This is a genomic window from Mangrovactinospora gilvigrisea (assembly GCF_001879105.1).
GTDB lineage: Bacteria > Actinomycetota > Actinomycetes > Streptomycetales > Streptomycetaceae > Mangrovactinospora > Mangrovactinospora gilvigrisea.
Genome location: NZ_MLCF01000141.1, coordinates 1 through 21,186 on the forward strand (window position 1 = coordinate 1; position 21,186 = coordinate 21,186).

General features: G+C 68.9%; 14 protein-coding genes. 11 read left to right on the top strand and 3 right to left on the bottom strand.

Going from position 1 to position 21,186, the window contains the following annotated elements:
• Positions 1 to 250: 250 nt before the first annotated feature.
• Complete coding sequence (locus BIV57_RS20860; protein WP_071658406.1) at positions 251 to 1,276, bottom strand: LacI family DNA-binding transcriptional regulator; 1,026 nt, start codon at positions 1,274 to 1,276, stop codon at positions 251 to 253.
• 144 nt (positions 1,277 to 1,420) lie between these two features.
• Here BIV57_RS20860 and BIV57_RS20865 point away from each other — a divergent pair, with 144 nt between their 5' ends.
• The 4 genes from BIV57_RS20865 (at position 1,421) to ychF (ending at position 7,686) form a co-directional block, all read left to right on the top strand.
• Positions 1,421 to 4,447, top strand: coding sequence for a glycoside hydrolase family 2 TIM barrel-domain containing protein (locus BIV57_RS20865; RefSeq protein WP_079170543.1), 3,027 nt, complete (start codon positions 1,421 to 1,423; stop codon positions 4,445 to 4,447).
• Positions 4,444 to 4,893: a NanQ anomerase/TabA/YiaL family protein gene (locus tag BIV57_RS20870; protein WP_071658407.1), complete on the top strand. Its 450-nt coding sequence runs from the start codon at positions 4,444 to 4,446 to the stop codon at positions 4,891 to 4,893. Before BIV57_RS20865 ends, BIV57_RS20870 begins: the two co-directional genes overlap by 4 nt.
• Positions 4,894 to 4,945: 52 nt before the next feature.
• Positions 4,946 to 6,466: an amino acid permease gene (locus BIV57_RS20875; protein WP_071658408.1), complete on the top strand. Its 1,521-nt coding sequence runs from the start codon at positions 4,946 to 4,948 to the stop codon at positions 6,464 to 6,466.
• 140 nt (positions 6,467 to 6,606) lie between these two features.
• Positions 6,607 to 7,686 (top strand): redox-regulated ATPase YchF, encoded by a 1,080-nt coding sequence (ychF, locus tag BIV57_RS20880; protein ID WP_071658409.1) that lies wholly within the window; start codon positions 6,607 to 6,609, stop codon positions 7,684 to 7,686.
• A 619-nt stretch (positions 7,687 to 8,305) separates the two neighbouring features.
• Here ychF and BIV57_RS25640 read toward each other — a convergent pair.
• Entirely contained in the window at positions 8,306 to 8,437 is a 132-nt protein-coding gene (locus BIV57_RS25640) for a cytochrome P450 (protein ID WP_217651750.1), read from the bottom strand.
• A gap of 221 nt (positions 8,438 to 8,658) precedes the next feature.
• On the opposite strand from BIV57_RS25640, the gene BIV57_RS20885 reads away from it, so the two are divergent.
• The 5 genes from BIV57_RS20885 (at position 8,659) to BIV57_RS20900 (ending at position 17,224) form a co-directional block, all read left to right on the top strand.
• Positions 8,659 to 9,333, top strand: coding sequence for a restriction endonuclease subunit S (locus tag BIV57_RS20885; RefSeq protein WP_071658410.1), 675 nt, complete (start codon positions 8,659 to 8,661; stop codon positions 9,331 to 9,333).
• Between the two features lie 97 nt (positions 9,334 to 9,430).
• The gene (locus tag BIV57_RS26525; RefSeq protein WP_071658411.1) at positions 9,431 to 11,887 is read left to right on the top strand and encodes a type I restriction-modification system subunit M; all 2,457 of its coding nucleotides are present in this window, start codon (positions 9,431 to 9,433) and stop codon (positions 11,885 to 11,887) included.
• 295 nt (positions 11,888 to 12,182) lie between these two features.
• Positions 12,183 to 13,049, top strand: a complete 867-nt coding sequence (locus BIV57_RS24695; RefSeq protein ID WP_139275746.1) for a restriction endonuclease subunit S — start codon at positions 12,183 to 12,185, stop codon at positions 13,047 to 13,049.
• A gap of 67 nt (positions 13,050 to 13,116) precedes the next feature.
• Positions 13,117 to 16,461, top strand: coding sequence for a type I restriction endonuclease subunit R (locus BIV57_RS20895; protein ID WP_071658412.1), 3,345 nt, complete (start codon positions 13,117 to 13,119; stop codon positions 16,459 to 16,461).
• Positions 16,454 to 17,224, top strand: coding sequence for a M48 family metallopeptidase (locus tag BIV57_RS20900; protein ID WP_175548816.1), 771 nt, complete (start codon positions 16,454 to 16,456; stop codon positions 17,222 to 17,224). The genes BIV57_RS20895 and BIV57_RS20900 overlap by 8 nt, the downstream gene beginning before the upstream one ends.
• 24 nt (positions 17,225 to 17,248) lie before the next feature.
• On the opposite strand, the gene ribD is transcribed toward BIV57_RS20900, so the two are convergent.
• Positions 17,249 to 19,360 carry a bifunctional diaminohydroxyphosphoribosylaminopyrimidine deaminase/5-amino-6-(5-phosphoribosylamino)uracil reductase RibD gene (gene ribD / locus BIV57_RS26815; RefSeq protein WP_071658413.1) on the bottom strand — a complete coding sequence of 704 codons (2,112 nt, stop codon included), beginning with the start codon at positions 19,358 to 19,360 and terminating at the stop codon, positions 17,249 to 17,251.
• A 175-nt stretch (positions 19,361 to 19,535) separates the two neighbouring features.
• Between ribD and fxlM the strand changes: the two genes are divergently transcribed.
• Together fxlM and BIV57_RS23655 are read left to right on the top strand one after the other, a co-directional pair.
• On the top strand, positions 19,536 to 20,795 hold the full coding sequence (gene fxlM, locus BIV57_RS20910) for a methyltransferase, FxLD system (protein WP_107409652.1): 1,260 nt from the start codon (positions 19,536 to 19,538) through the stop codon (positions 20,793 to 20,795).
• Positions 20,796 to 20,862: 67 nt separating this feature from the next.
• Entirely contained in the window at positions 20,863 to 21,018 is a 156-nt protein-coding gene (locus tag BIV57_RS23655; RefSeq protein ID WP_079170546.1) for an FxLD family lanthipeptide, read from the top strand.
• Positions 21,019 to 21,186 lie beyond the last annotated feature (168 nt).

Sequence of the window (21,186 nt, forward strand, 5' to 3'; positions counted from 1 at the left end):
GCGCGGTCGGCCGGTCGGCCCTCCGGCCTTCCGGCCGTGGACGGGGCTCCTTCCGATGGCCTGTCCGGTCCGGGGCGCCCCGACGGGCGCGGGGCGGTTCGCCCGCGCTGCCGCCGGACGCAGCGCCCGGGCCGCCGGCGTTCACGCCATGCCCGGTCCGGTCGGCCCGGCGGCTCGCGGCGCCGCCGGCGGCCCGGTCCCACGGTGGTGCGCGCGTGCCGCGGCGCGCAGGCCAGCCCGGAAACCGCCGTCAGGCGGTGGTGCGGGGGATGAGGCGCATGGGGAGGATTTCGGTGCGGGGGGCGGCCCCGGCGATCATTTCGAGGGCGAGGCGGGCGGCGAGTTGGCCCTCCTCGACGAGGGGCTGGGCGATCGTGGTGAGCGGGGGTGACGCGTTCGCGGCGATGGCGTGGTCGTCGAAGCCGATGACGGCGACGTCGTCCGGGACGCGGCGGCCCGCCGCGCGGAGCGCGGCGAGCGCGCCGAGGGCGATGCGGTCCGAGCCCGCGAGGATCGCGTCGATGTCCGGGTGGGTCTCCAGGAGCGCCGCCGTCGCGGAGAAGCCGCCCGTCGAGTCCCAGCCGGTGTGCACGGTGCGGGCCTCGTCCAGGCGCGCGCCGAGCACCTCCGCGTAGCCGCGCCGGCGGTCCACCGTCGCCGGGTTGTCCGCCGGGCCGAGGACCGCGGCCACCCGCTCGCGCCCGTCCGCCACCAGCCGCTCCGCGGCGAGCCGCGCGCCGCGCACGTCGTCGGAGTAGACCGTCGAGAAGACCCCCTCGTACGGCGAGTCGACGAGCTGCCCGCAGAGCACCACCGGCAGCCCGGTGCCGGCCAGCGCCTCCAGCAGGTCGCCGCCCCGGTACGGGGTGAGGTGGACGACCGCGTCGACCGAGCGCCGCTCGAAGCTGCGCAGCGCCAGCGCCCGTTCGGACTCGCTCGACGCCTGGACGATGACCGGCAGGAACCCGCTGCCCGTCAGCCCCTCCGCGATGCCGCGCAGCACCCGGCCGTAGGTCGGGTCGTCGAAGAGCTCGTCCAGCGGCTCGGTGACCAGCACGCCGACCGTCTCCGCGCGCCCGGTGGCGAGCGCCCGGCCGCGCGCGTTCATCACGAAGCCGGTGCGCGCGATCGCCTCCTCCACGGTGCGCTTGGTCTCGGCCGTGACGAGGTCCGAGTCGTTGATCGCGCGCGACACCGTCGCGCGGGAGACGCCCGCCTCGCGTGCGACGTCGGCGATGGTCACGGCGCGCGGGGCGTCGCGCCTGCGTCGGGGCATCGGCGGCCTTTCGAACGTGCGGGCACGGAACCCGCGGGCGGAGGTGATCAGTATCGCGCAGCCGGGCCCGCCGCCCGGCGGTGCGATCCATGTCGCAGCCAGGGGGTCTTGCTCCGGCAAATGAAACCGATTACATTCCGGAGCATGACATTCCACTCCACGGACCCGGCGATACCGAACGACTGGGAGAGCCCCGCGCTCACCGGCCGCCACCGGCTGCCCGCGCGGGCCTACTTCTTCGGCTACGCGTCCGCCGCGCTCGCCGGGACCATGGACCGCCGCAACTCCCGCGGCTTCGTCGACCTCACCGGGGAGTGGCGGTTCCGGCTCTACGACCACCCGGCGCGCGTCCCCGCGCAGGCCCTCGCGCCGGCCGGCGGGGACGCCGGGGAGTGGGACACCGTCCGCGTGCCGCACCTGTGGCAGGTGGACGGCTACGGGCGGCTGCAGTACACCGACGAGGGCTTCCCGTTCCCCGTCGACCCGCCCCGGGTGCCCGCCGACGACCCGACGGCCGTCTACCGCCGCACCGTGGTGCTCCCGAAGGCCCCGGCCGGCGAGCGCACCGTGCTCCGCTTCGACGGGGTGGAGAGCTACGCCGAGGTCTACTGGGACGGCGCCTACGTCGGCATGACCAAGGGCTCCCGCCTCGCCGCCGAGTTCGACGTCACCGACGTCGCCCACCCCGGCGAGAACCACCTGGCCGTCAAGGTGCTGCAGTACTCGGACGGCACCTACCTCGAGGACCAGGACATGTGGTGGGCGTCCGGGATCTTCCGCGACTGCTACCTGCTGTCCCGCCCCGCCGCGCACCTCGCCGACTTCCACGTCCGCACCCGCCGCCTGGACGGCGACCGCGCCGAGCTCACCCTCTCCGCGACCGCCGCCGGCGCCCCGGAGATCACCTGGGAGGTGCACGACGGCGCGCGCCCGGTCGCCTCCCGTCCCGTCGTACCCGGCACCGACGCCACGCTGGTCGTCGAGGACGCGCACTTCTGGAACCCCGAGGACCCCCACCTCTACGACATGCGCCTGGTCGTCCGCGGCCCGGACGGCACCGTCGAGCACGTCCCGCACCGCCTCGGCCTCGCCGAGGTGACGATCGCCGAGGGCCGGCTGCTGCTCAACGGCGCGCCGTTCATGATGCACGGCGTCAACCGGCACGACCACGACGACCGCCGCGGGCGCGCCGTCGGGATGGCCCGCGTCGAGCGCGACCTGCTGCTGATGAAGCAGCACAACATCAACGCGGTGCGCACCGCGCACTACCCCAACGACCCGCGCTTCTACGAGCTGTGCGACCGCATCGGCCTGCTCGTCGTCGCCGAGACCGACCTGGAGACGCACGGCTTCGCCAACGTCGGCGACCTCCCCCGGATCACCGACGACGAGGCGTGGCGGACGGCCTTCACCGACCGCATCGAGCGCCATGTCCGGGCGCAGCGCAACCACGCGTCGATCGTCATGTGGTCGCTCGGCAACGAGTCCGGCTACGGGCGCAACATCCCCGCGATGTACCGCCGCTGCAAGGAGCTCGACCCGTACCGCCCGGTGCACTACGAGGAGGACCGGGACGCCGAGGTCGTCGACGTCGTCTCCACCATGTACTCCCGGGTCTCGCAGATGAACGACATGGGCGAGCACCCGCACCCCAAGCCGCGGATCATCTGCGAGTACGGGCACGCGATGGGCAACGGCCCCGGCGGACTCGCCGAGTACCAGCAGGTGTTCGAGCGGTGGGAGAGCATCCAGGGCCACTTCGTCTGGGAGTGGTGCGACCACGGCCTCGTCGCCGTCGGGGACGACGGCCGCGAGTACCACTCCTACGGCGGCGACCACGGCGACGTCCCCAACAACGGCACCTTCTGCATCGACGGCCTGGTCTTCCCCTGGCAGGAGCCGAGCCCCGGCCTGCTGGAGTACAAGCAGGTCATCTGCCCGGTGCGGGTCACGTGGGCGGACGGCGTCTGCACGGTGGCCAACCGGCGCTGGTTCACCGACCTTTCCGACGCGGTGGTCGTCGTGGAGACGCTGCACGACGGGCGCGTCGTCGGCTCCCGCACGCTGGTCCCCGGCGCGGTGCCGCCCGGCGGCTCGTGGCGCGCGGAGCTGCGCCCGGACGTCGCGGCGCACGGCGAGACGCATCTGACGGCCCGGGTGCTCTCCACCGCCGCGCGACCCTGGGCGGAGCCGATGCACGAGCTGGGCCGCTACCAGGTCGCGGTCGCCGACCGCCCGCGCACGCCCGCGGGCCCCACTGCGGCCGGGTCCGTGACGACGGGTGTCGAGGGCACTTCGCTCGTCGTCACGGCCCCGGCGACCGGCGACCGGTTCACGGTCGACCTGCTCAACGGCGACCTGACGTGGCGCAGCCGGGACCGCGAGCTGCTCGCCGCGCCGCCGCGGGTCGGGTTCTGGAAGCCGCTCATCGACAACCACCAGCAGGAGAACGACGAGCTCTGGGCGCCGCGCTTCCTGTCGCTGATGCAGACCTCGGTGCGGGACGTGGCGTGGCGGGAGCGGGACGGCGCCGTCGTGGTGGAGGTCTCCGCCCGGATCGCGCCGCCCACCCTGGACATCGGCATGGCCGTCGGCCTCACCTGGACGCTCGCCGCCGACGGCGTGCGCCTCGCCGTCACCGGCGAGCCGTACGGCGGGTACCGCGACATCGTGCCGCGGATCGGGCTCTCCTTCGCGGTGCCGGCCGAGCTGCGCGCCGTCGACTGGTACGGGCTGGGCCCGGGCGAGAACTACCCGGACTCCCGCGCGGCCGCCACGCTGGGCCGCTGGCACAGCACGGTCGACGCCATGTTCACCCCGTACGTGGTGCCGCAGGACTGCGCCAACCGCGGGGAGGCGCGCTGGATGGCGCTCACCGACCCGCACGGCGACGGCCTCGCGGTGCGCGCGGCCGGCAGCGGCCCCTTCGCGTTCTCGGCGTGGCCGTACTCCGCGGAGGCGATCGACGCCGCGCGGCACCGCACCGACCTGGCGGCGGAGGACCGGGTGACGGTCAACGTCAACCACCGGGTGCTCGGCCTCGGCTCCAACTCCTGGGGCAGCGAGGTGCTGGACGGCCACCGGGTGCGCTTCGAGCCGTTCCGCTTCGAGCTCGACCTGCGGTCCGTCTCCGGCGGCGCCTCCTCCTACCGCGAAGGGACCGCATCATGAGGATCTTCCGCGACCACGCCCAGCTGGAGGACGTCCTCGGCGGCGCCGCCAAGTGGGACCGGACGCTCCAGGCGCTGCGCGCCGAGGAGCGGCTGCCCGGCGTCATGTACTCGGTCGGCGACTCGCTGACGACGATGCGGGCCCGCACCTCCGCGCTGGCCACCGAGGACCTCGTGGCGCGGCGGCGCTACCTCTTCGTGCTCTCCCCGGTCGACGGGGACGCGGAGGTGGACGTCGCCCCCGTCGCCGGCCTCGTCGCGGCGGACGCCTACAGCGACCTGTCCGACCGCCATCATCTGCGCGGCGCCGGCGAGCGCCGCACGGTCCCGCGCGGGGCCGTCCTCGTGGTGGACGCGGGTGAGGCGGTCCGGGTGCTGCCCGCCCCCGACGTGACGGCGGTCGTCGCCCACGTCACCGTCGAGGGCGCCACCTTCCACAACAAGTAGCCGATCACCCTCAACAGCCTCAGCATCAGCAGCAGCAACAACGGAGCATTCAATGACGAATCGCCGGTCGATCGGCGCGGTGATCCTGTTCAGCATGGTCATCGCGGCGGTCTTCAACTTCCGCAACGTGATCAACAACTATGTGGCGATCGGGACGCTCGCCGCGCCGATCTTCCTCGCCGCCACGATCCTCTACTTCGTGCCGTTCACCCTGGTGATCGCCGAGATGGTGAGCCTCAACCGCCGCTCGGAGTCCGGCGTCTACCAGTGGGTGAAGTCGTCGCTGGGCGGCCGGTGGGCGTTCTTCACGGCGTTCTGCTACTGGTTCGTCAACCTCTTCTACTTCATCTCGCTGCTGCCGATCGTGCTGGTGTACGCGGGCTACATGATCCTGGGCCGGGAGTGGGCGATCCAGCCGTGGCTGATCGCCGTGCTCTCGGTGGTGATCTTCTTCATCGCCACCTGGGTCTCCACCAAGGGCGCCCGCTGGATCGGCAGTGTCACCTCGTTCGGCTCGACGCTGATGCTGGTCATGGCGGTGCTCTTCCTCGTCGCCGGGGCGGGCGCGCTGCTCGGCGGCATCACGCCGGCCAACGACATGTCGCCGGGCGGGATGCGGCTCGACCCGGGCTCCGGCATCACCGCGTGGGCGTTCCTGGGCACCCTGGCGTGGATCATCCAGGGCGTCGGCGGCGCCGAGTCGATCGGCGTGTACCTCAACGACCTCAAGGGCGGCGTCCGCGCCTTCGTCCGCACGATCGTCGTCTCCGGTGTGGCGATCGGCCTGCTCTACTCGCTCGGCACCTGGCTGATGGGCGTCTTCGTCAAGAAGAGCAGCGTCTCCTACAGCAACGGCATCTTCGTGACGATGCAGGCGGCGGCCGGGCACTTCGGCCTGCCGGGCGGCGCGGTGGTGCGGGTGGTCGGCGTCATCATGCTGGTCGCGACGCTGGGCGGGCTGCTGATCTGGACCTCCGCGCCGGTGAAGATCTTCTTCTCCGAGATCCCGGACGGGATCTTCGGCAAGCGCGTGGTGGCGCTCAACAGCCAGGGCGTGCCGGTCGTCGGCGCCTGGATCCAGTTCGCGATCGTGGTGCCGCTGCTCTTCATCCCGACGCTGGGCGCGGGCAGCTCCATCGACGACCTGCTGAAGATCGTCACCAATATGACGGCCGCCACCGCGCTGCTGCCGCCGGCGCTGATCCTCGTCGCCTACCTGGTGCTGCGGGCCCGGTTCGAGGGCGCGGTGCGCGATTTCCGGTTCGGCTCGCGGGCCGTCGGCCTCGGCATGTCGGTCTTCCTGCTCGCGGTCTTCGCGGTGGCCTTCGTGGCGTCGACGTTCCCCGAGGGGCAGGCGCTGTGGCTGACGCTGGCCTACAACGTCGGCGGGGTCGTGGTCTTCCTGGGCGCGGCGCTGCTCTGGTACCAGCGCTATGTGCGCCGGCTGCGCGTGACGTCCCCGGAGGAGGCGCTGGCCGAGCTGACCCCGACGGCGCCGCTGCGCTCGGCGGAGAACGCCCGGACGCTCGCCGGGGAGCCCGAGGGCACCGACGGCGCGACGACCCGGGGGTAGGGCGGCCGGACCCGCCGGACCCGCGCCGAATCTCCCGGATCCGCGGCTCGGGTGAGGGGTTCCCGGGTGTGTCCCGGTATCGTGACTGGCGCACGCGGGACCCCAGCCCAGCGCCTTGAGATCGAGCGGAAGTTTCCTTCATGGCTACCACAATCGGAATCGTCGGCCTGCCGAATGTCGGCAAGTCGACGCTGTTCAACGCGCTGACCAAGAACGAGGTGCTGGCGGCGAACTACCCGTTCGCCACCATCGAGCCCAACGTCGGCGTCGCGCCGGTGAAGGACGAGCGGCTCGACCGGCTGGCCGAGATCTTCGACTCGGAGCGCAAGCTGCCGGCCATGGTGAGCTTCGTCGACATCGCGGGCATCGTGCGCGGCGCGAGCGAGGGCGAGGGGCTGGGCAACAAGTTCCTCGCGAACATCCGCGAGTCGGACGCGATCTGCCAGGTCATCAGGGCCTTCGAGGACGAGGACGTGCACCACGTCGACGGCCGCGTCTCGCCCAAGGACGACATCGAGACGATCAACACCGAGCTGATCCTCGCCGACCTGCAGACCATCGAGAAGGCGCTGCCGCGGCTGGCCAAGGAGGCCCGCACCGGCAAGGACAAGGAGAAGCTCGCGATCGTCGCCGCGGCGGAGGAGGCGCAGGGCGTCCTGGAGTCCGGCACCACGGTCTTCGCCGCCGGCCTCGACCCCGAGCCGCTGCGCGAGCTGCACCTGCTCACCGCCAAGCCGTTCCTCTACGTCTTCAACGTCGACGAGGACGAGCTGACGGACGACGAGAAGAAGGACGAGCTGCGCGCGCTGGTCGCCCCGGCGGAGGCGGTCTTCCTGGACGCCAAGATCGAGGCCGAGCTGATCGAGCTGGACGAGGCCGAGGCGCTGGAGCTGCTGCAGAGCATGGGCCAGGAGGAGTCCGGCATGGACATGCTCGCCCGGGTCGGCTTCGAGACCCTCGGCCTGCAGACCTACCTCACCGCCGGCCCCAAGGAAGCCCGCGCCTGGACCATCAAGAAGGGCGCCACCGCGCCCGAGGCGGCCGGCGTCATCCACACCGACTTCCAGAAGGGCTTCATCAAGGCCGAGGTCATCTCCTACGACGACCTCGTCACCCTCGGCTCCGTGGCCGAGGCCCGCTCCGCGGGCAAGGCCCGCATGGAGGGCAAGGACTACATCATGCAGGACGGCGACGTGGTGGAGTTCCGCTTCAACGTCTAGTCCCCGCCATACCACATGATCGCTGGAGCGACGAACCTGCAGGTCACAGCGATACGGGCAACTGCCAGTACCCGCAGGTAGCTTCGACGGTGCTGGATATGTGCTGGATGATTTGACGGTTCGTCACCTGTCGCCACCCCACGTCACCCCGCCGGTGCTGGATCCGTGCTGGATAAAACCGACGCCCCATCAGCTTGCCGGTGCTGGATGATCAAGGTTTCCCGACCCAGTCCAGCACCGGCCCCACGGCCGAGCGGCCCCCGACCGTTCGTGCATGGGTTCGACCCCTCAAATGTGCGCCCAGATCATGTGAACGGCACTGCGGCGGCGTCCTGCGGGCTCGGGCCGTGGCGCGGCGGAACGCGTAGTAGTCGCTGCCTGTCGATGAGCAGCGAGAGCGGCATGCCTCCGTCGGGGCGCTGGAATTCGTTGTCGGGCGCGGCGGCAGCCACGTGCGACGATACAAGTTGACGGCCTCAAACTTGGAGTTTGGGCTGGCCAGTGGCGATGCGGGTTCCGTATGCTGATTCTGAGTGCCAGTCCCGTCGCTGGATGCGACGGGACCCTTGAAGTGACTGTCAGTCCCCCCGGCCGGCAAACCGTTTCTGGGGGCTGGCGGTCACGGCATCCACGGCCACAGGCGGTTCAGGATGCGGAGAAGCTGGTACGCGGCGCTGCTCCCCGCGGCAACCAAGGTCAGCGTCGTGCGGACCCTCTTCCAACGCTTGTCGGGATCCTCGGACACGGTCATCACCCCCTCTCCGGGGTGTTGTCGAAGCGGCCGGGCCCCTGACCTGTAGAGCCTCTTGTGGTGGTTTCGGGCAGTATGGGGCATATGAGGGTGACGTCGCTGTGGTGGCGCCTTTCCTCAACCGAGAAGGTACGCGCGTGCTATCGTCGAAGCAACGCATTCCGCACACGTATTGAGATACACAACAGCTAGCAACTCCCGGATGAGAACGGAGGGGTGCGGTGACTCGCATCCAGGAGCTGGGGGAGCTGAGTGAGGTCACGCCGAGCCCTTCCAGTGATCAGTTCGAGGGGTTGGGCGACGGGGTGGGAAACACTCCAGTGATCTCGCCTGGCGACATTGCCGACGGGAAGATCGCCGAGCGGTCGTCGCTCCGGAGCCTGATGAAGGTGCCAGACACGCTGGTGCGGTTCCGGGTAACGCCAGGCGACCTGGTTATGGTCCGTCAAGGCGCGATCGGTCGAGTGGCGTTGGTAGAGGAACGCTCGCGTGACTGGATCTACCACGCTGCATGCGTGCGCATCCGGCCGCGTCGCGAGCTGGTCGATCCCAGGTATCTGATCGCGTATCTCTCCCACCCGCAGGTGCTGGATCAACTCGTCGCTCACGCCAACGTGGGCACCGTCGCCACCCTCACCGCCCGTATGGTCGAGGAACTGCTGGTGGCTGTACCACCCTTGGCCAAGCAGCGGCTCCTAACCGAGGCGGTGGCCGAGGTGGAAGCGCAGGCGGACAACTGCCGCCGCACTCTGGCGCGGCTGGAGGCACTGCGTCCCGCCCTCCTCACGGGCGTACTCGGCGGGGAGATCCCCGGCGAGCGTCTCGCGATATCCACGACTGCACCCGAATCGGTGCGGCGCGGGACACGAGGGCCGCGACCGAGGAAACTGTCGTAGGCCGTCTCTACTCTTGAGGCGATCAGGCAAGCACCCGCCCGCCGCAGCACCCACCGTGCGCGGCGCGAGGTTGCTTGAGAAACAAGGAGAAACGCTCGTGGCCCAGCTCACGCTCCCGCAGCTGGAGAGGCACCTCTACGGTGCTGCGGACATCCTGCGAGGCAAGATGGATGCCGCGCAGTACCAGGACTACATCTTCGGGATGCTGTTCCTGAAGCGGGCCTCGGACCAGTTCGACGTGGCGCGCGCCGCCGCTATCAAGCGGTTCACGGAGCTGGGGCTGGAGCTGGCCGAGGCCGAGCAACGGGCCGAGTCGCCGTCGGCGTACCGCTCGCACCAGTTCTTCGTCCCTGAACGCTCGCGCTGGCAGACCATCCTCAAGGAGTCGCGCTCGGAGCCGGCCGAAGCGCTGAACGTGGCCCTGGCCGGCCTTGAGAACGAGAACCGGGCCTTGCACGGGGTCCTCGAATACATCGACTTCAAGCGCGGCTCGGGCAACACCAAGCTGAGCAAGCCCGTCCTCCAGTCGCTGATCGACCACTTCGACCGGCACCGGCTGAGCAACGACGACTTCGAGTTCCCCGACCTGCTCGGCTACGCCTACGAGTACCTGATCGGTGAGTTCGCCGACGAGGGCGGCAAGAAGGGCGGGCAGTTCTATACCCCCCGCTCCGTGATCCGCATGCTGAATCAGCTCGTCCAGCCCAAGGAGGGCATGTCGGTCTACGACCCGTGCTGTGGCTCGGGCGGCATGCTCATCCTCGCCAAGGAGTACGTGCAGGAGCACGGCGGGGACGCCGCTCACGTCTCCGTCTACGGGCAGGAGGACAACGGCAGCGCCTGGGCCATGGCCCGCATGAACCTGCTTCTGCACGAGGTCGCCGACGGCAACATCCAGCACGGCGACACCCTGGCCGCTCCCCAACACACCACCAGCACCGGCGAACTGATGCACTTCGACCGCATCCTCACCAACCCGCCCTTCGCGCAGAACTATCGCATCAAGGGTATGGAGCACCCGGAGCGGATGGGCTACGGCTGGTGCCCCGAGTCGGGCAAGAAGGCCGACCTGATGTTCATCCAGCACGTGCTGGCCGTCCTCAAATCCGACGGCATCGCCGCCTCCGTCATGCCGCACGGTGTCCTGTTCCGCGGCAACGAGGAGCAAAAGATCCGCCGTAGGATCATCGAGGACCGGCGGCTTGAGGCCGTCATCGGAGTCGGACCCAACGTCTTCTATGGGACCGGCATCCCAGCCTGCATCCTGATCCTGCGCGGACGCGACGGCGCCCCCGCGGGCCGCCGCGACGGCGTCCTGTTCATCAACGCCGACCGCGAGATCACTGCCGGCCGCGCCCAGAACCTCCTCGAAGCCCAGCACGCCGAGAAGATCGTCGCCGCCTACCGGGGCTGGCAGAACATCGAGAATTTCGCGCGCGTCGTGCCCTACGAGGAACTGGAGGAGAACGACTACAACCTCAACATCCGTCGTTACGTCGACAACACACCGCCCCCCGAGCCGCAGGACGTTCGCGCGCACCTGTACGGCGGCGTCCCCAAGAGCGAAGTCCGCGACCGCGCCCGCCAGTTCCGCGCCTTCGGCATCGACACCGGCAGCCAGCTCTTCCGGGAACGCGACGAGGACTACTACGACTTCCCAGAGGACGGCTACGAGGCCGCCGCCGACCGCATCCCGGCGCTCGCCGCCGAACGCGAGGCCGAACTCGGCACCGCCTTCGACACCTGGTGGAAGGAGCACCGCGGACGGCTCGACGAACTCCCCAAGCACCAGCAGCTCGCCGACACCCGCGCCGAACTCCTCCACACCTTCACCCAGGCCCTGGAGCCGCTGAAGGTCCTGGACAAATACCAGCTCGCCGGCACCATCGCCGCCTGGTGGTTCGACTCCCGCAACGACCTGCGCAGCCTCGCCCTCACCGGCTTCCCCGGCGTCATCGACCGCTGGGTCGCCAGCATCGAGGCCGCCTTCGCCGATCCGCCGGAAGGAGCCGATGCCAAGACCCGGGCCCGCATCCGCGCCGTCCAGCGGAAGGCCCGCGAACACCGCCTCGTACCAGAGCTGATCCCCGTCTACGTGGAGCGCCTGGAGACCGCCGAGACACTCGTCGCCGACCTTGACACGAAGGTCAAGGCAGGGTCTCCGCCCAAGAAGGCCAAGGGCGACGACGGGGAGGACGACGAGGAGCCCGACCTGAGCAATGTGCTGCAGACCGGGGAACTCGCCAAACTCAATAAACGGCTCACGGCGGCCAAGAAGGATCTGAGGGCAGTCAAGGCCGGCTTCCTCACTGAACTGCGTGCGGCCGCTGACAAGCTCACCGCTGACCAGGCCCAGCACATCGTCCTCGGCTTCCTGAAGGCCGACCTCCGCGCCCGCATGGACCGCTTCGTTGCTGCCGATCGACGCGCCATGATCGACGCCTACCGCAACTGGGGCGACAAGTACGCCGTCACGTTGCAGGACCTGGAACGCGAACGCGAGGCGTCGGCGAAGCGACTGCTGGGGTACCTGGAGGAGCTGGGCTATGAGTGATGGCTGGCGAAGGGTGGCACTGGGGGACGTTCTTAAACTGCGCACAGAGCGTGCACATAGGGTGACTACCCTCCTATCCGTTACGGCGGACCAGGGGGTTATTCGGCAGAGCGAGAGTGGCCGACGTGACTCTTCCAGTGCAGACAAGGCTTTGTATTTGGATGTCCATCCGGGCGATATTGTATACAATACAATGCGGATGTGGCAGGGCGTGTCTGGGGTGGCATTTGAATCCGGGATCGTCAGTCCTGCCTATACTGTATGCCGACCCGAGGGTGAGGTCTACGCGCCATTCATGGAGTTCTTGCTCAAGGATTCACGGCTAGTAAATCTCTTTTACAGGAACTCCCAGGGTCTCGTTAGCGATACATGGAATCTCCGGTACCGAGACTTCAAAGGTATCGAGGTTGCGCTGCCATCGACAAGGAGGCAGCGACGCATCGCTGAGATCCTGGATGCACTGGATGATCAAATCCGACGCGAAGAAATGGTTAACGAGAAAATGCGTGCATCTTGGCGCGCGAAGATGTCGGCATCGGTCTCCATCCTGGGTCAAGAAGCGGACGCGTGGGGCTCGGTCGGAGATTACTTCGAGATCCAGGCAGGCGTGACGATGGAACCTGGCCGCATCCCTCTTGTGCGCCCGCATGCGTATCTGCGGGTCGCTAATGTGCAGGGTGGATATATCGATGGCGAGGATATTTCATATCTTGAACTTCGGGGTGGGGATCAGGCGCGCTGGCAGCTGGCACGAGGAGATCTACTCGTTGTTGAGGGGCATGCCAGCCCGCACGAGATTGGCCGGTGCGCCCGGGTAGAGAATGTAGGAGTGGGCGCCCTCTATCAGAATCACCTCTTTCGCCTGCGCGGCGAGCGGGTGGATCCTGCTTTCGGGGAAATCTGGCTCAATTCGCAGCATGCTCGCTCGTACTGGGTGCGTATGTGTGCTACGAGCTCCGGTCTTCATACGATCAATTCAAAGATGCTGGGCGCCATGCCCATGCCCTCAGTCAGCGGAGAGATGCAAGACGCCCTTGTAAGGTTGCAGCGTGCGGGATGGGGGAACTTGCGAGAGTCGCAGAAGAAAGTGGACAAACTCAAGGCTTTGAAATGTTCTGTGGCAAACGAAGTCCTTGCGCCTGCGGTGTCATGCCGTGTTTAGGTGAATCCCTAATCGTGCCGAGGCGTGAAACCTTAGAGCTGGCCCTCGATCACAAGGAAGTGCGGTCATGGCTGAGTCCGGTCCTGAGTACGACTTTGTCGAGCGTCCGCTGATCGCGCAGCTGACCAGTGGCCACATGGGATGGCGTCACGTGCGTGGGACGACCGGGGTGGAGCTGCAGCCGCAGGGCATGCCCTCCTACGTCCGTCGTGGCTACGACGACTCCATACTCGAAGGGATCCTGCGAGCGAAGCTCGCCGAACTCAACCGGCGGCCGGATGGCAGCTCGTGGGTAGGTGAGGCGCGAGCTGACCAAGCTGTGTCCGTGCTTGCGCGCGGAGTGGTCGCGGCCGGCGGCGGGTTGGTGCCGACCAACGAGGCTGCGACCCGGTATCTGCTCGATGGCGTGGACGTTCCGGGTTTCGAGGACTGGGACGGCGGCCGAAACCAGACGGTGCGGTTCATCGACTGGCAGCACCCTGAGCGGAACGACTTCCTGGCTGTTTCGCAGTTCCGGATGGCGATCCCGGGCGGTGGCGGGGAGACAATAGCCCCTGACTTGGTGCTGTTCGTGAATGGCATCCCGCTGGTCGTCATCGAGTGCAAGAAGCCCGTCGCGATGGGCGGCGCCATCGCCACCGCAGTCACACAGCTCCGGCGCTACGCGAACCAGCGGGACGCGGCCGCCCCGGAAGGCAGCGAACGGCTGTTCCGCACCGTCCAGTTGACGGTTGCCACCACCGGGGACCAGGCGCGGCTGGGCACGTTCACTGCCCGCTTGCAGCACTACAACGTGTGGCGGGACCCGTATCCCTTCTCCGCCGAGGACGTCCGCGCGCGCAGCTACGTCCCCGAGGATCACGGCGCCGCGGCGCAGAAAGTCCTTGCGGCCGGAGTGCTGCACCCGAGCCGGCTGCTGGACATCGTCCGGAACTTCGTGCTGTTCCGGGATGTAGAGGTCGCCGAGGGGCGCACGGCACGGGTGAAAATCGGCCCGCGTTACCAGCAGTACCGGGCCGTCTACAAGGCCATTGCGCGGTTGCAGCGCGGCGAGACCAAGACCGTGCACGGCAAGGAGGACAAGCGGGGCGGGATCGTCTGGCACACTCAGGGCTCGGGCAAGTCGCTGACGATGGTGTTCCTGGTACGCAAGCTGCGTACCGCGCCTGGGCTGGAGCACTTGAAGGTGATCGTGGTCACCGACCGCAAGCAGCTTCAGGATCAGCTTTCGGAGACGGCCACACTGACCGGGGAGAAGCCCGACACGGTGACAAGAGCCGATCAGGTGCCGGTGGTGCTCGCCCGGCATGGCGCCGGTCTGGCCTTCGTGATGATTCAGAAACAGCAGGACACCGAGAAGACCCGCGCCGAGCGCGCTACTTCGGCCGCCAAGCAGAAGGCCGCCGGCTGGGGACTCGTCAACGACGACGAGGGCATCCTGATCCTCGTCGACGAGGCGCACCGCTCCCACAGCTCCGGCCTCCACGAGAACCTGATGGAGTCGCTGCCGAACGCTGCGCGGATCGGCTTCACCGGCACCCCGATCCTGATGAACCGCCGGAAGCTGACCGAGACCATTTTCGGAGACTTCATCGACAAGTACCGGATCGCGGACGCCGAGGAGGACGGCGCCATCGTCCCGATCTACTATGAGGGGCACATCATCAGGGGGGCGCTCGAGAACGGCGCCGAGCTGGACGAGGCGATGGAGGAGGAGTTCGAGGAGCTCACCGAGGAGGAGTACGAGCAGCTGCAGGAGCGCTACGCGAACTCCACCGCTGTGCTCAATGCGGACGACATGATCCGACGCAAGGCCCGCCACATGCTGCGCCACTACGTGCAGAGCGTGTTCCCCGAGGGGTTCAAGGGCCAGGTTGTCGCCCACTCCCGGGGCATCGCCGTCCGCTACCGCGAGGCGCTCCAGGATGCTCGGGACGAGCTCGTGGCCGAGGTCGAGGCCCTGACCGAGCGGCGGATCCAGCGGCTACTGGAGATGAGGCCCGAGGACCTCAAGGCGAAGCAGAAGACACTGCTGGCCGCGTACCAGAACCTGCGCTTGCTGAAGGCGATCGACTTCGTACCCATCATCTCCGAGAGGCAGAACGATCCGCTCAGCTGGAAGGAATGGACGAAGGAGTCCAAGCACAAGGCGGCGCAGAAGTCGTTCCTCAGCCCCTTCCCGGAGCCCGATCAGCTGGACGATACCCGGCGCCCTGTCGCCTTCCTCATCGTGCGGACCATGCTGCTGACCGGCTTCGACGCTCCGATCGAGCAGGCGATGTACCTGGATCGGCGGATGAAGGAGGCCGAACTCCTCCAGGCGGTCGCCCGCGTCAACCGCACCGCCGACGGCAAGCATGCCGGCGTGATTGTGGACTACGCGGGTGTTGCCACCGCCCTGGTGGAGGCCATGGCCCAGTACGCCGCGGATGAACGCGAGGGCAAGCCCATCGATTTCGTCGTCGAGGAGGACAAGCTGGATGCGCAGTGCACCGCCCTTCGCCAGCACTTCGACCTCCCCCGCGAACTCATCGACCCCAATGACATCCGCGCCGTGAACCGTCTGGTGGACTCGCTGGAGGACGAGCATCGCAGGATCGCCTTCCGCACTCTCCTGCGTGACTTCCTGGAGACCTACACGGTCGTCACCCCCCGGGAGTCGGCCCGTCCCTATGCGGAAGCGGCGCGGCTGTTCACCTTCACCGCCCAGCTGGCCCGGCAGCGCTTCAGCGAGGACGACACCTTCGACCCGGCGGCCTACGGCACGAAGGTCCAGCAACTCATCAACCAGCACGTCCACTCGCTCGGGGTGGACAGGATGATCGAGCCCACCCGCCTTACCTCCGAGGACTTCACCACCAAGGTCCGGCAGCTGCCCGGCAGCCGCGCGAAGGCGTCCATGATGCGCCACGCCATTCGCAACCACATTGACCTGAACTTCGGGAAGAACCCCGCCGCCTATGCTGCGCTGCGTCAGCGGGTGGAGGAGATCCTCAGAAAGCATGCCGACGACTGGGACGCCCAACTGGCGGCGTTCCAGCGTCTGGCACAGGAGGTCAAGGACACAGAAAGCGGCGCCAGCTCGGACCTGCCTGAGGACGTTCGCAACCTTACGCCGCTTGAGCAGGCTTTGTACCAGCAGCTCACCAGCGTGCTGACTGATGGCGTCATCGGGGAAGGGATACGGGTCGACCTCGTCGTCTTCGCCCAGAAGGTGTACGACATGGCGGTGCGCTACAGCGCCAAGCCGGACTTCTGGACCAACCCCGCCGCCCAGCACGATTTCCGTGCCGAGGTCTGGACGGAGGCCGTCAGCTGCCCGTACACCCGTGAGAAAGCCGACCCCCTTGCCGATGCACTCCGCGACATCGTCCAGCACAACCGAAAGGATGTCGGCCGCCGCCGTGCCTGAGCAATCCGAGCAGGTGGCAGATAACGACAGCCCGTTGGAGGTCGGCGGATTGACCGTTCACTTGACGCCAGTAGCCGGGCGTACGGGGGTACGCGTCACTGTCGAACGGGACGCGCGAGTCGTCGCCAGGGTGCCCGCGGATGCCGACCGTGAGGCGCTGGGCGCCCTCATCCGCACGCGACTCGCCTGGCTCTACACCAAGGTCAACACGCGCCGCGCCGAGGCAGCCGAACGCCCCCGTCGGCGCTTCATCGATGGCGAAGGCTTCTGTTACCTCGGCCGCAGCCACCGCCTCAAACTCATCGACGACCCCGAATCCGCCCCAGTCGCGCTCAAGAACGGACGGCTCCACCTGCGCAGCGACCATCGAAATATCGCTGCGTCGGCGCTTGTCTCCTGGTATGTCGCCCGTGGTCGCGCTTGGCTACCCGATCGCGTCCGTCCTTGGGCCCGTCGTATGGATGTCCCGGACGCGTACCTGAACGTCCGTCCCCTCGGCTACCGCTGGGGCTCTTGCTCCCATCACGACACGGTCAACATCCACTGGGCCACAATGCAGCTGCCCGCCCGGCTGATCGACTATGTCCTCGTCCACGAGCTTGCCCACCTTCACCACCCCCACCACACTCCCGAGTTCTGGCGGACCATCGGCCGGGCGATGACCGACTACGAACGCCTCCGCACCGAACTCGACGAATGGGGCGCCAGCATCTGGCTGCCCCAGGACGATGCGGCCGACGGAAGGCCCATGACGTCAGGCTGATCGTTCCTAGTCCGGTGCAGTGGATCACGCTCGACGACGGCGGGCCGTCACGCGGAGCTGGTCGCCGACGCGGGTGGCACTAGTGAGGGTGAAGCCGCGCGGCAAGAAGTCAATTTCGAGCAGATCGCAGGATGCCGGGCCGACGGGGTAGTAGATGGTGACCGCGTCCAGCAAGCCCTTCTCCAGCAGGTTTTCGGCAAGGTCTGAGTCGCCGCCGACGAGGAGGACGGTACGGGCGCCGGTTGCTGAGAGCTTCTCGATGGCGGCGTTCACATCGCGGGTGGGCGGCTCCTCGGGGACGTGGAATACGTCCGAGCCGTGGCCACGGGGAGTGCCCTCGGCAGGGGTCGCCCGGGGACCGGTGAGAACCAGGTCGTGGGTGGAGTACTGGGCGGCGACGTCGGCCAGGTAGTGGGGGGAAGGGGGAGGGGAGAGAACGTCTCCGTCCTCGTGGATCCAGTGGAGATACGGGCGGCCATGGGTGATCGAGGCGTGCCAGGGGCCCAGGACGAGCATCGCCTCATCGTGGAGGACGTCGGTTTCGACGTCGATGCCGGCGTCGCGGAGGCGTTGGGCGCCGCCCTCGGCGCGGGAGGTGGGGTCCATGACGGCGATCAGGACGCGGGCGATCTTGGCGTCGATCAGGGCCTGGCGGCAGGCGGGGGTGCGGCCGATGTGGTTGCAGGGCTCCAGAGTGACGACGGCGGTGCCGCCCGCGGCGCGGTCGCCGGCGGCGGTCAGGGCGTTGACCTCGGCGTGGGACTCGCCCTTGCGCAGGTGGTAGCCCTCGCCGACGTTGCGGCCGTCGCGATCGAGGATGACGCAGCCGACCGGGGGGTTGGGGCTGGTGGTGCCGAGGCCGCTGGCGGAGATGGTGATGGCGCGGCGCATCGCGGCCAGTTCGGTGGGGGTGGCCATGTCTGCCTCCGTCAGCTGCTGGAGAGAGGCGAGGAGCTTGGAGACCGGCGGGTGGCCGGCGGCCGGGCGCATCGCCTCGATAGCGCCGATCGTCTCATTGACGGTGCGGATCGAGCCCGCGCCGCGGGCCAAGGCCAGGGCAGAGGACGCGTGCTCGGCGGCCTCGTCGAAGCGGCGGGTGCGGGCGTAGGCGGTGGCGAGGCGGGCCTGGGTGAGGGCGCGGTCGCGCTGGTAGATCTCCGGCAGAGAAGGAAGAGCGGCTGAGAGGAGAGGCGCCGCCTTGTCGGGGCGGTTCAGCAGCATCCAGCAGTGCGCGCGCTGGGCCTCGAGGTAGGCGGGGGTGGCGAAGTCACCGTGGCCGCTGCGTCCGTCTCCGCTGGTCTCGGGTCGGGCTGCGTAGGCGTCGGCTTGGTCGAGGAGGGCGAGGCAGGCGCGTTCGTCGCCTTCCAGAGCGTGGCCGTGGGCCTGCTGCTGGAGGGCGGCGGCGCGCATCTGGGGGGTGATGATCACCTCGTAGCGGAGGACCGCGCCGGAGAGGCTGAGGGTCTGGGCGGCCTTGCCCGCCTCGGTGGCCTGCTGGGCGCGGCGGAAGAGCGTCCAGGCGGTCATGGTGTCGTCGCCGGCCTCCAGGGACCATTCCATGGCCTGCCGGGTCCAGCGCGCGGCGGCCTGCTGGTCGGCGCAGTCCTCGTGCAGCCAGGCCGCGGACTCGGCATAGCAGGCGGCGAGTCCGAGGACCTCGGCCCGGCGCTGGGTCGGGGAATGGTCCAGGAGGTAGTTCAGGACGTTCAGCTGGGACAGCACACCGCTGAGGGCGTGGACCGGCCCGAAGAGGTTGTCGCTGCGCACCAGCATGTGCCACATGTCCGTGAGGTGGACCAGCACGTCGTCGATCTGGTCGGGGGAGGCGGCCGGTCGGCGTGCGGACGGGGCGGGTGCCGGTACGGGGCCATGGCGGTCGGTCTCGGCCTGGACCATGACGTGGCCGCGGGTCAGCACCCCGCCCGTGGCGAGGGCCTCGTCCAGGCGCTTGGGCAGGTCGGGCGGGCACCTGCGGTCCCGCTTCTCGATCTTGCCGATCAGGCTGCCGCTGACGTGCACCCGCGCCCCGAGCTGCTCCTGCGTCAGCCCGCGCCGCTCGCGCCAGTGCTGGAGTTCGGCACCGAACCAGTCCGCGGCGGAGCGCTCCGGTGTCAGCGGTCTCGGCGGGTTCGGCATGGCGGGCCCCTGCGGTCGGCTGAACCGGACAGCGGGTGCTGTCCGGTTGCGGTGCTGGAATCCGGTATCGGCCGTGCGGCTGAATAGTTTCGCAACGGATTGTTCCCAGTACACCGCGCAACGATGACCGCCCGCCCCGGGTTCTGCCGATCCGAACCGGAACCACCCCTCGGAGATGACCGTGATGCCCTCGTCCGCCGAAACCTCTGCTCCTGCCGACACCGATCGGCTGCGCGAAGCCCTCATCCACCAGCTGCGCGACCTGGACGCGCTGCGCAGCGCAGAGGTGGAGCGGGCGTTCCGTACCGTCCCGCGCCATCTCTTCATCCCCGAGGCCACGGTCGAGGACGCCTACCAGGCAGAGCGGGCCGAGGTGACCGTCCGGGATCCCGGCGGCCGCGCGCTGTCCTCGGTCAGCGCGGCCCGCATCCAGGCGTTCATGCTGGAACAGGCCGACGTCCACCCCGGGATGCGGGTTCTGGAGATCGGCTCCGGCGGCTACAACGCCGCGCTGATCGCCGAACTCGTCGGGGAGCGGGGGAAGGTTGTCAGCGTCGACATCGATTCTGCGGTCGTGGAGCGGGCACGGAACCTGCTGGACCTGGCGGGCTATGACCTGGTCGAGACCCGTACCGCCGACGGGGACGCCGGCGTGACCGAGCTGGCGCCCTTCGACCGGATCATCGTGACGGTCGAGGCGGCCGAGCTCGCCCCCGCCTGGGTGGATCAGCTGGCGAAGGACGGGCGGATCGTGGTCCCGCTGCGGTTCCGCGGGCTGACGCGGTCGGTCGCCTTCCGGCGGGACGGGGAGCTGATGGCCTCCCGCGACTATGAGGTGTGCGGCTTCGTGTCGATGCGTGGAGAGGGCGCCGTTCCCCAGCAGCTGGTGGTGCTGCGTGACGGGCCGGACGAGGCCGAGCGGGTTGGCCTGCGCGGCGAGGAGGGCGTGCTGCTCGATGGGCCTGGACTGCGGACGGCGTTCAACTCCCCGCGCGTGGAGGCGTGGTCCGGGCTGACGATCGGCCCGGGGGAGTCCTACGGCGATCTGGAGCTGTGGCTGGCCACCGTCCTGGACGACCACGCGCTGCTGGCCGCAACCCGTGAGGCCCGCGACCGGGGGCTGGTGGCCTCATGGTCCGCGATGGGGGTTTCGACGCTGCTGGACGGCAGTTCCTTCGCCTATCTGGCGATCCGCCCCACCACGACGGAGCGCACGGCCTTCGAGTTCGGCGCGATCGGCCATGGTCCGCGCGCCCACCAGGCGGCCGAGCAGCTCGCGGAGGCGATCGCCGAGTGGGGCCGTGACCACTGCGGCGAGACCGCCGAGTTCGCGGCCTACCCCGCCGGAGCGGAGGTCGCCTCCGGCCCCACGACGCGCGTGCTGGACCGCCCACGCTCCCGGCTCTCGATCTCCTGGCCCGGCGGCCCCAGCTGATCGCCCGCCGCGCCAGGTGCGCAAATGCACGGCACCCATCCGATCCCGACCTCTTGGAGGCGTCGCGATGAACCCGACCACCAACCCGCCGGCCGAGTCCGACTTCGACCTCGACATCACCGTCGTGAGGAACGGCGCGACGATCGCCGAGCTGATGAACTCCACCAGCGACGGCTGCGGTTCGTCCAACTCCGGCGCCTGCGTCACCTGCATCGTCGAGTGACGGCGGGCTGCATCTGACCAGCCCCGGGGCCCGCCCATCCGCAGCGGCGGGTCCCGGCCGGCCCACTCACGAGGAATGGGGGACACAGATGTACCAGAGCCTGGACGCAGCCCTGCTCCGCGCCGCCGCCCTTCCGGCGGACACCGAACTCCCTCCCTGGCCCGACCT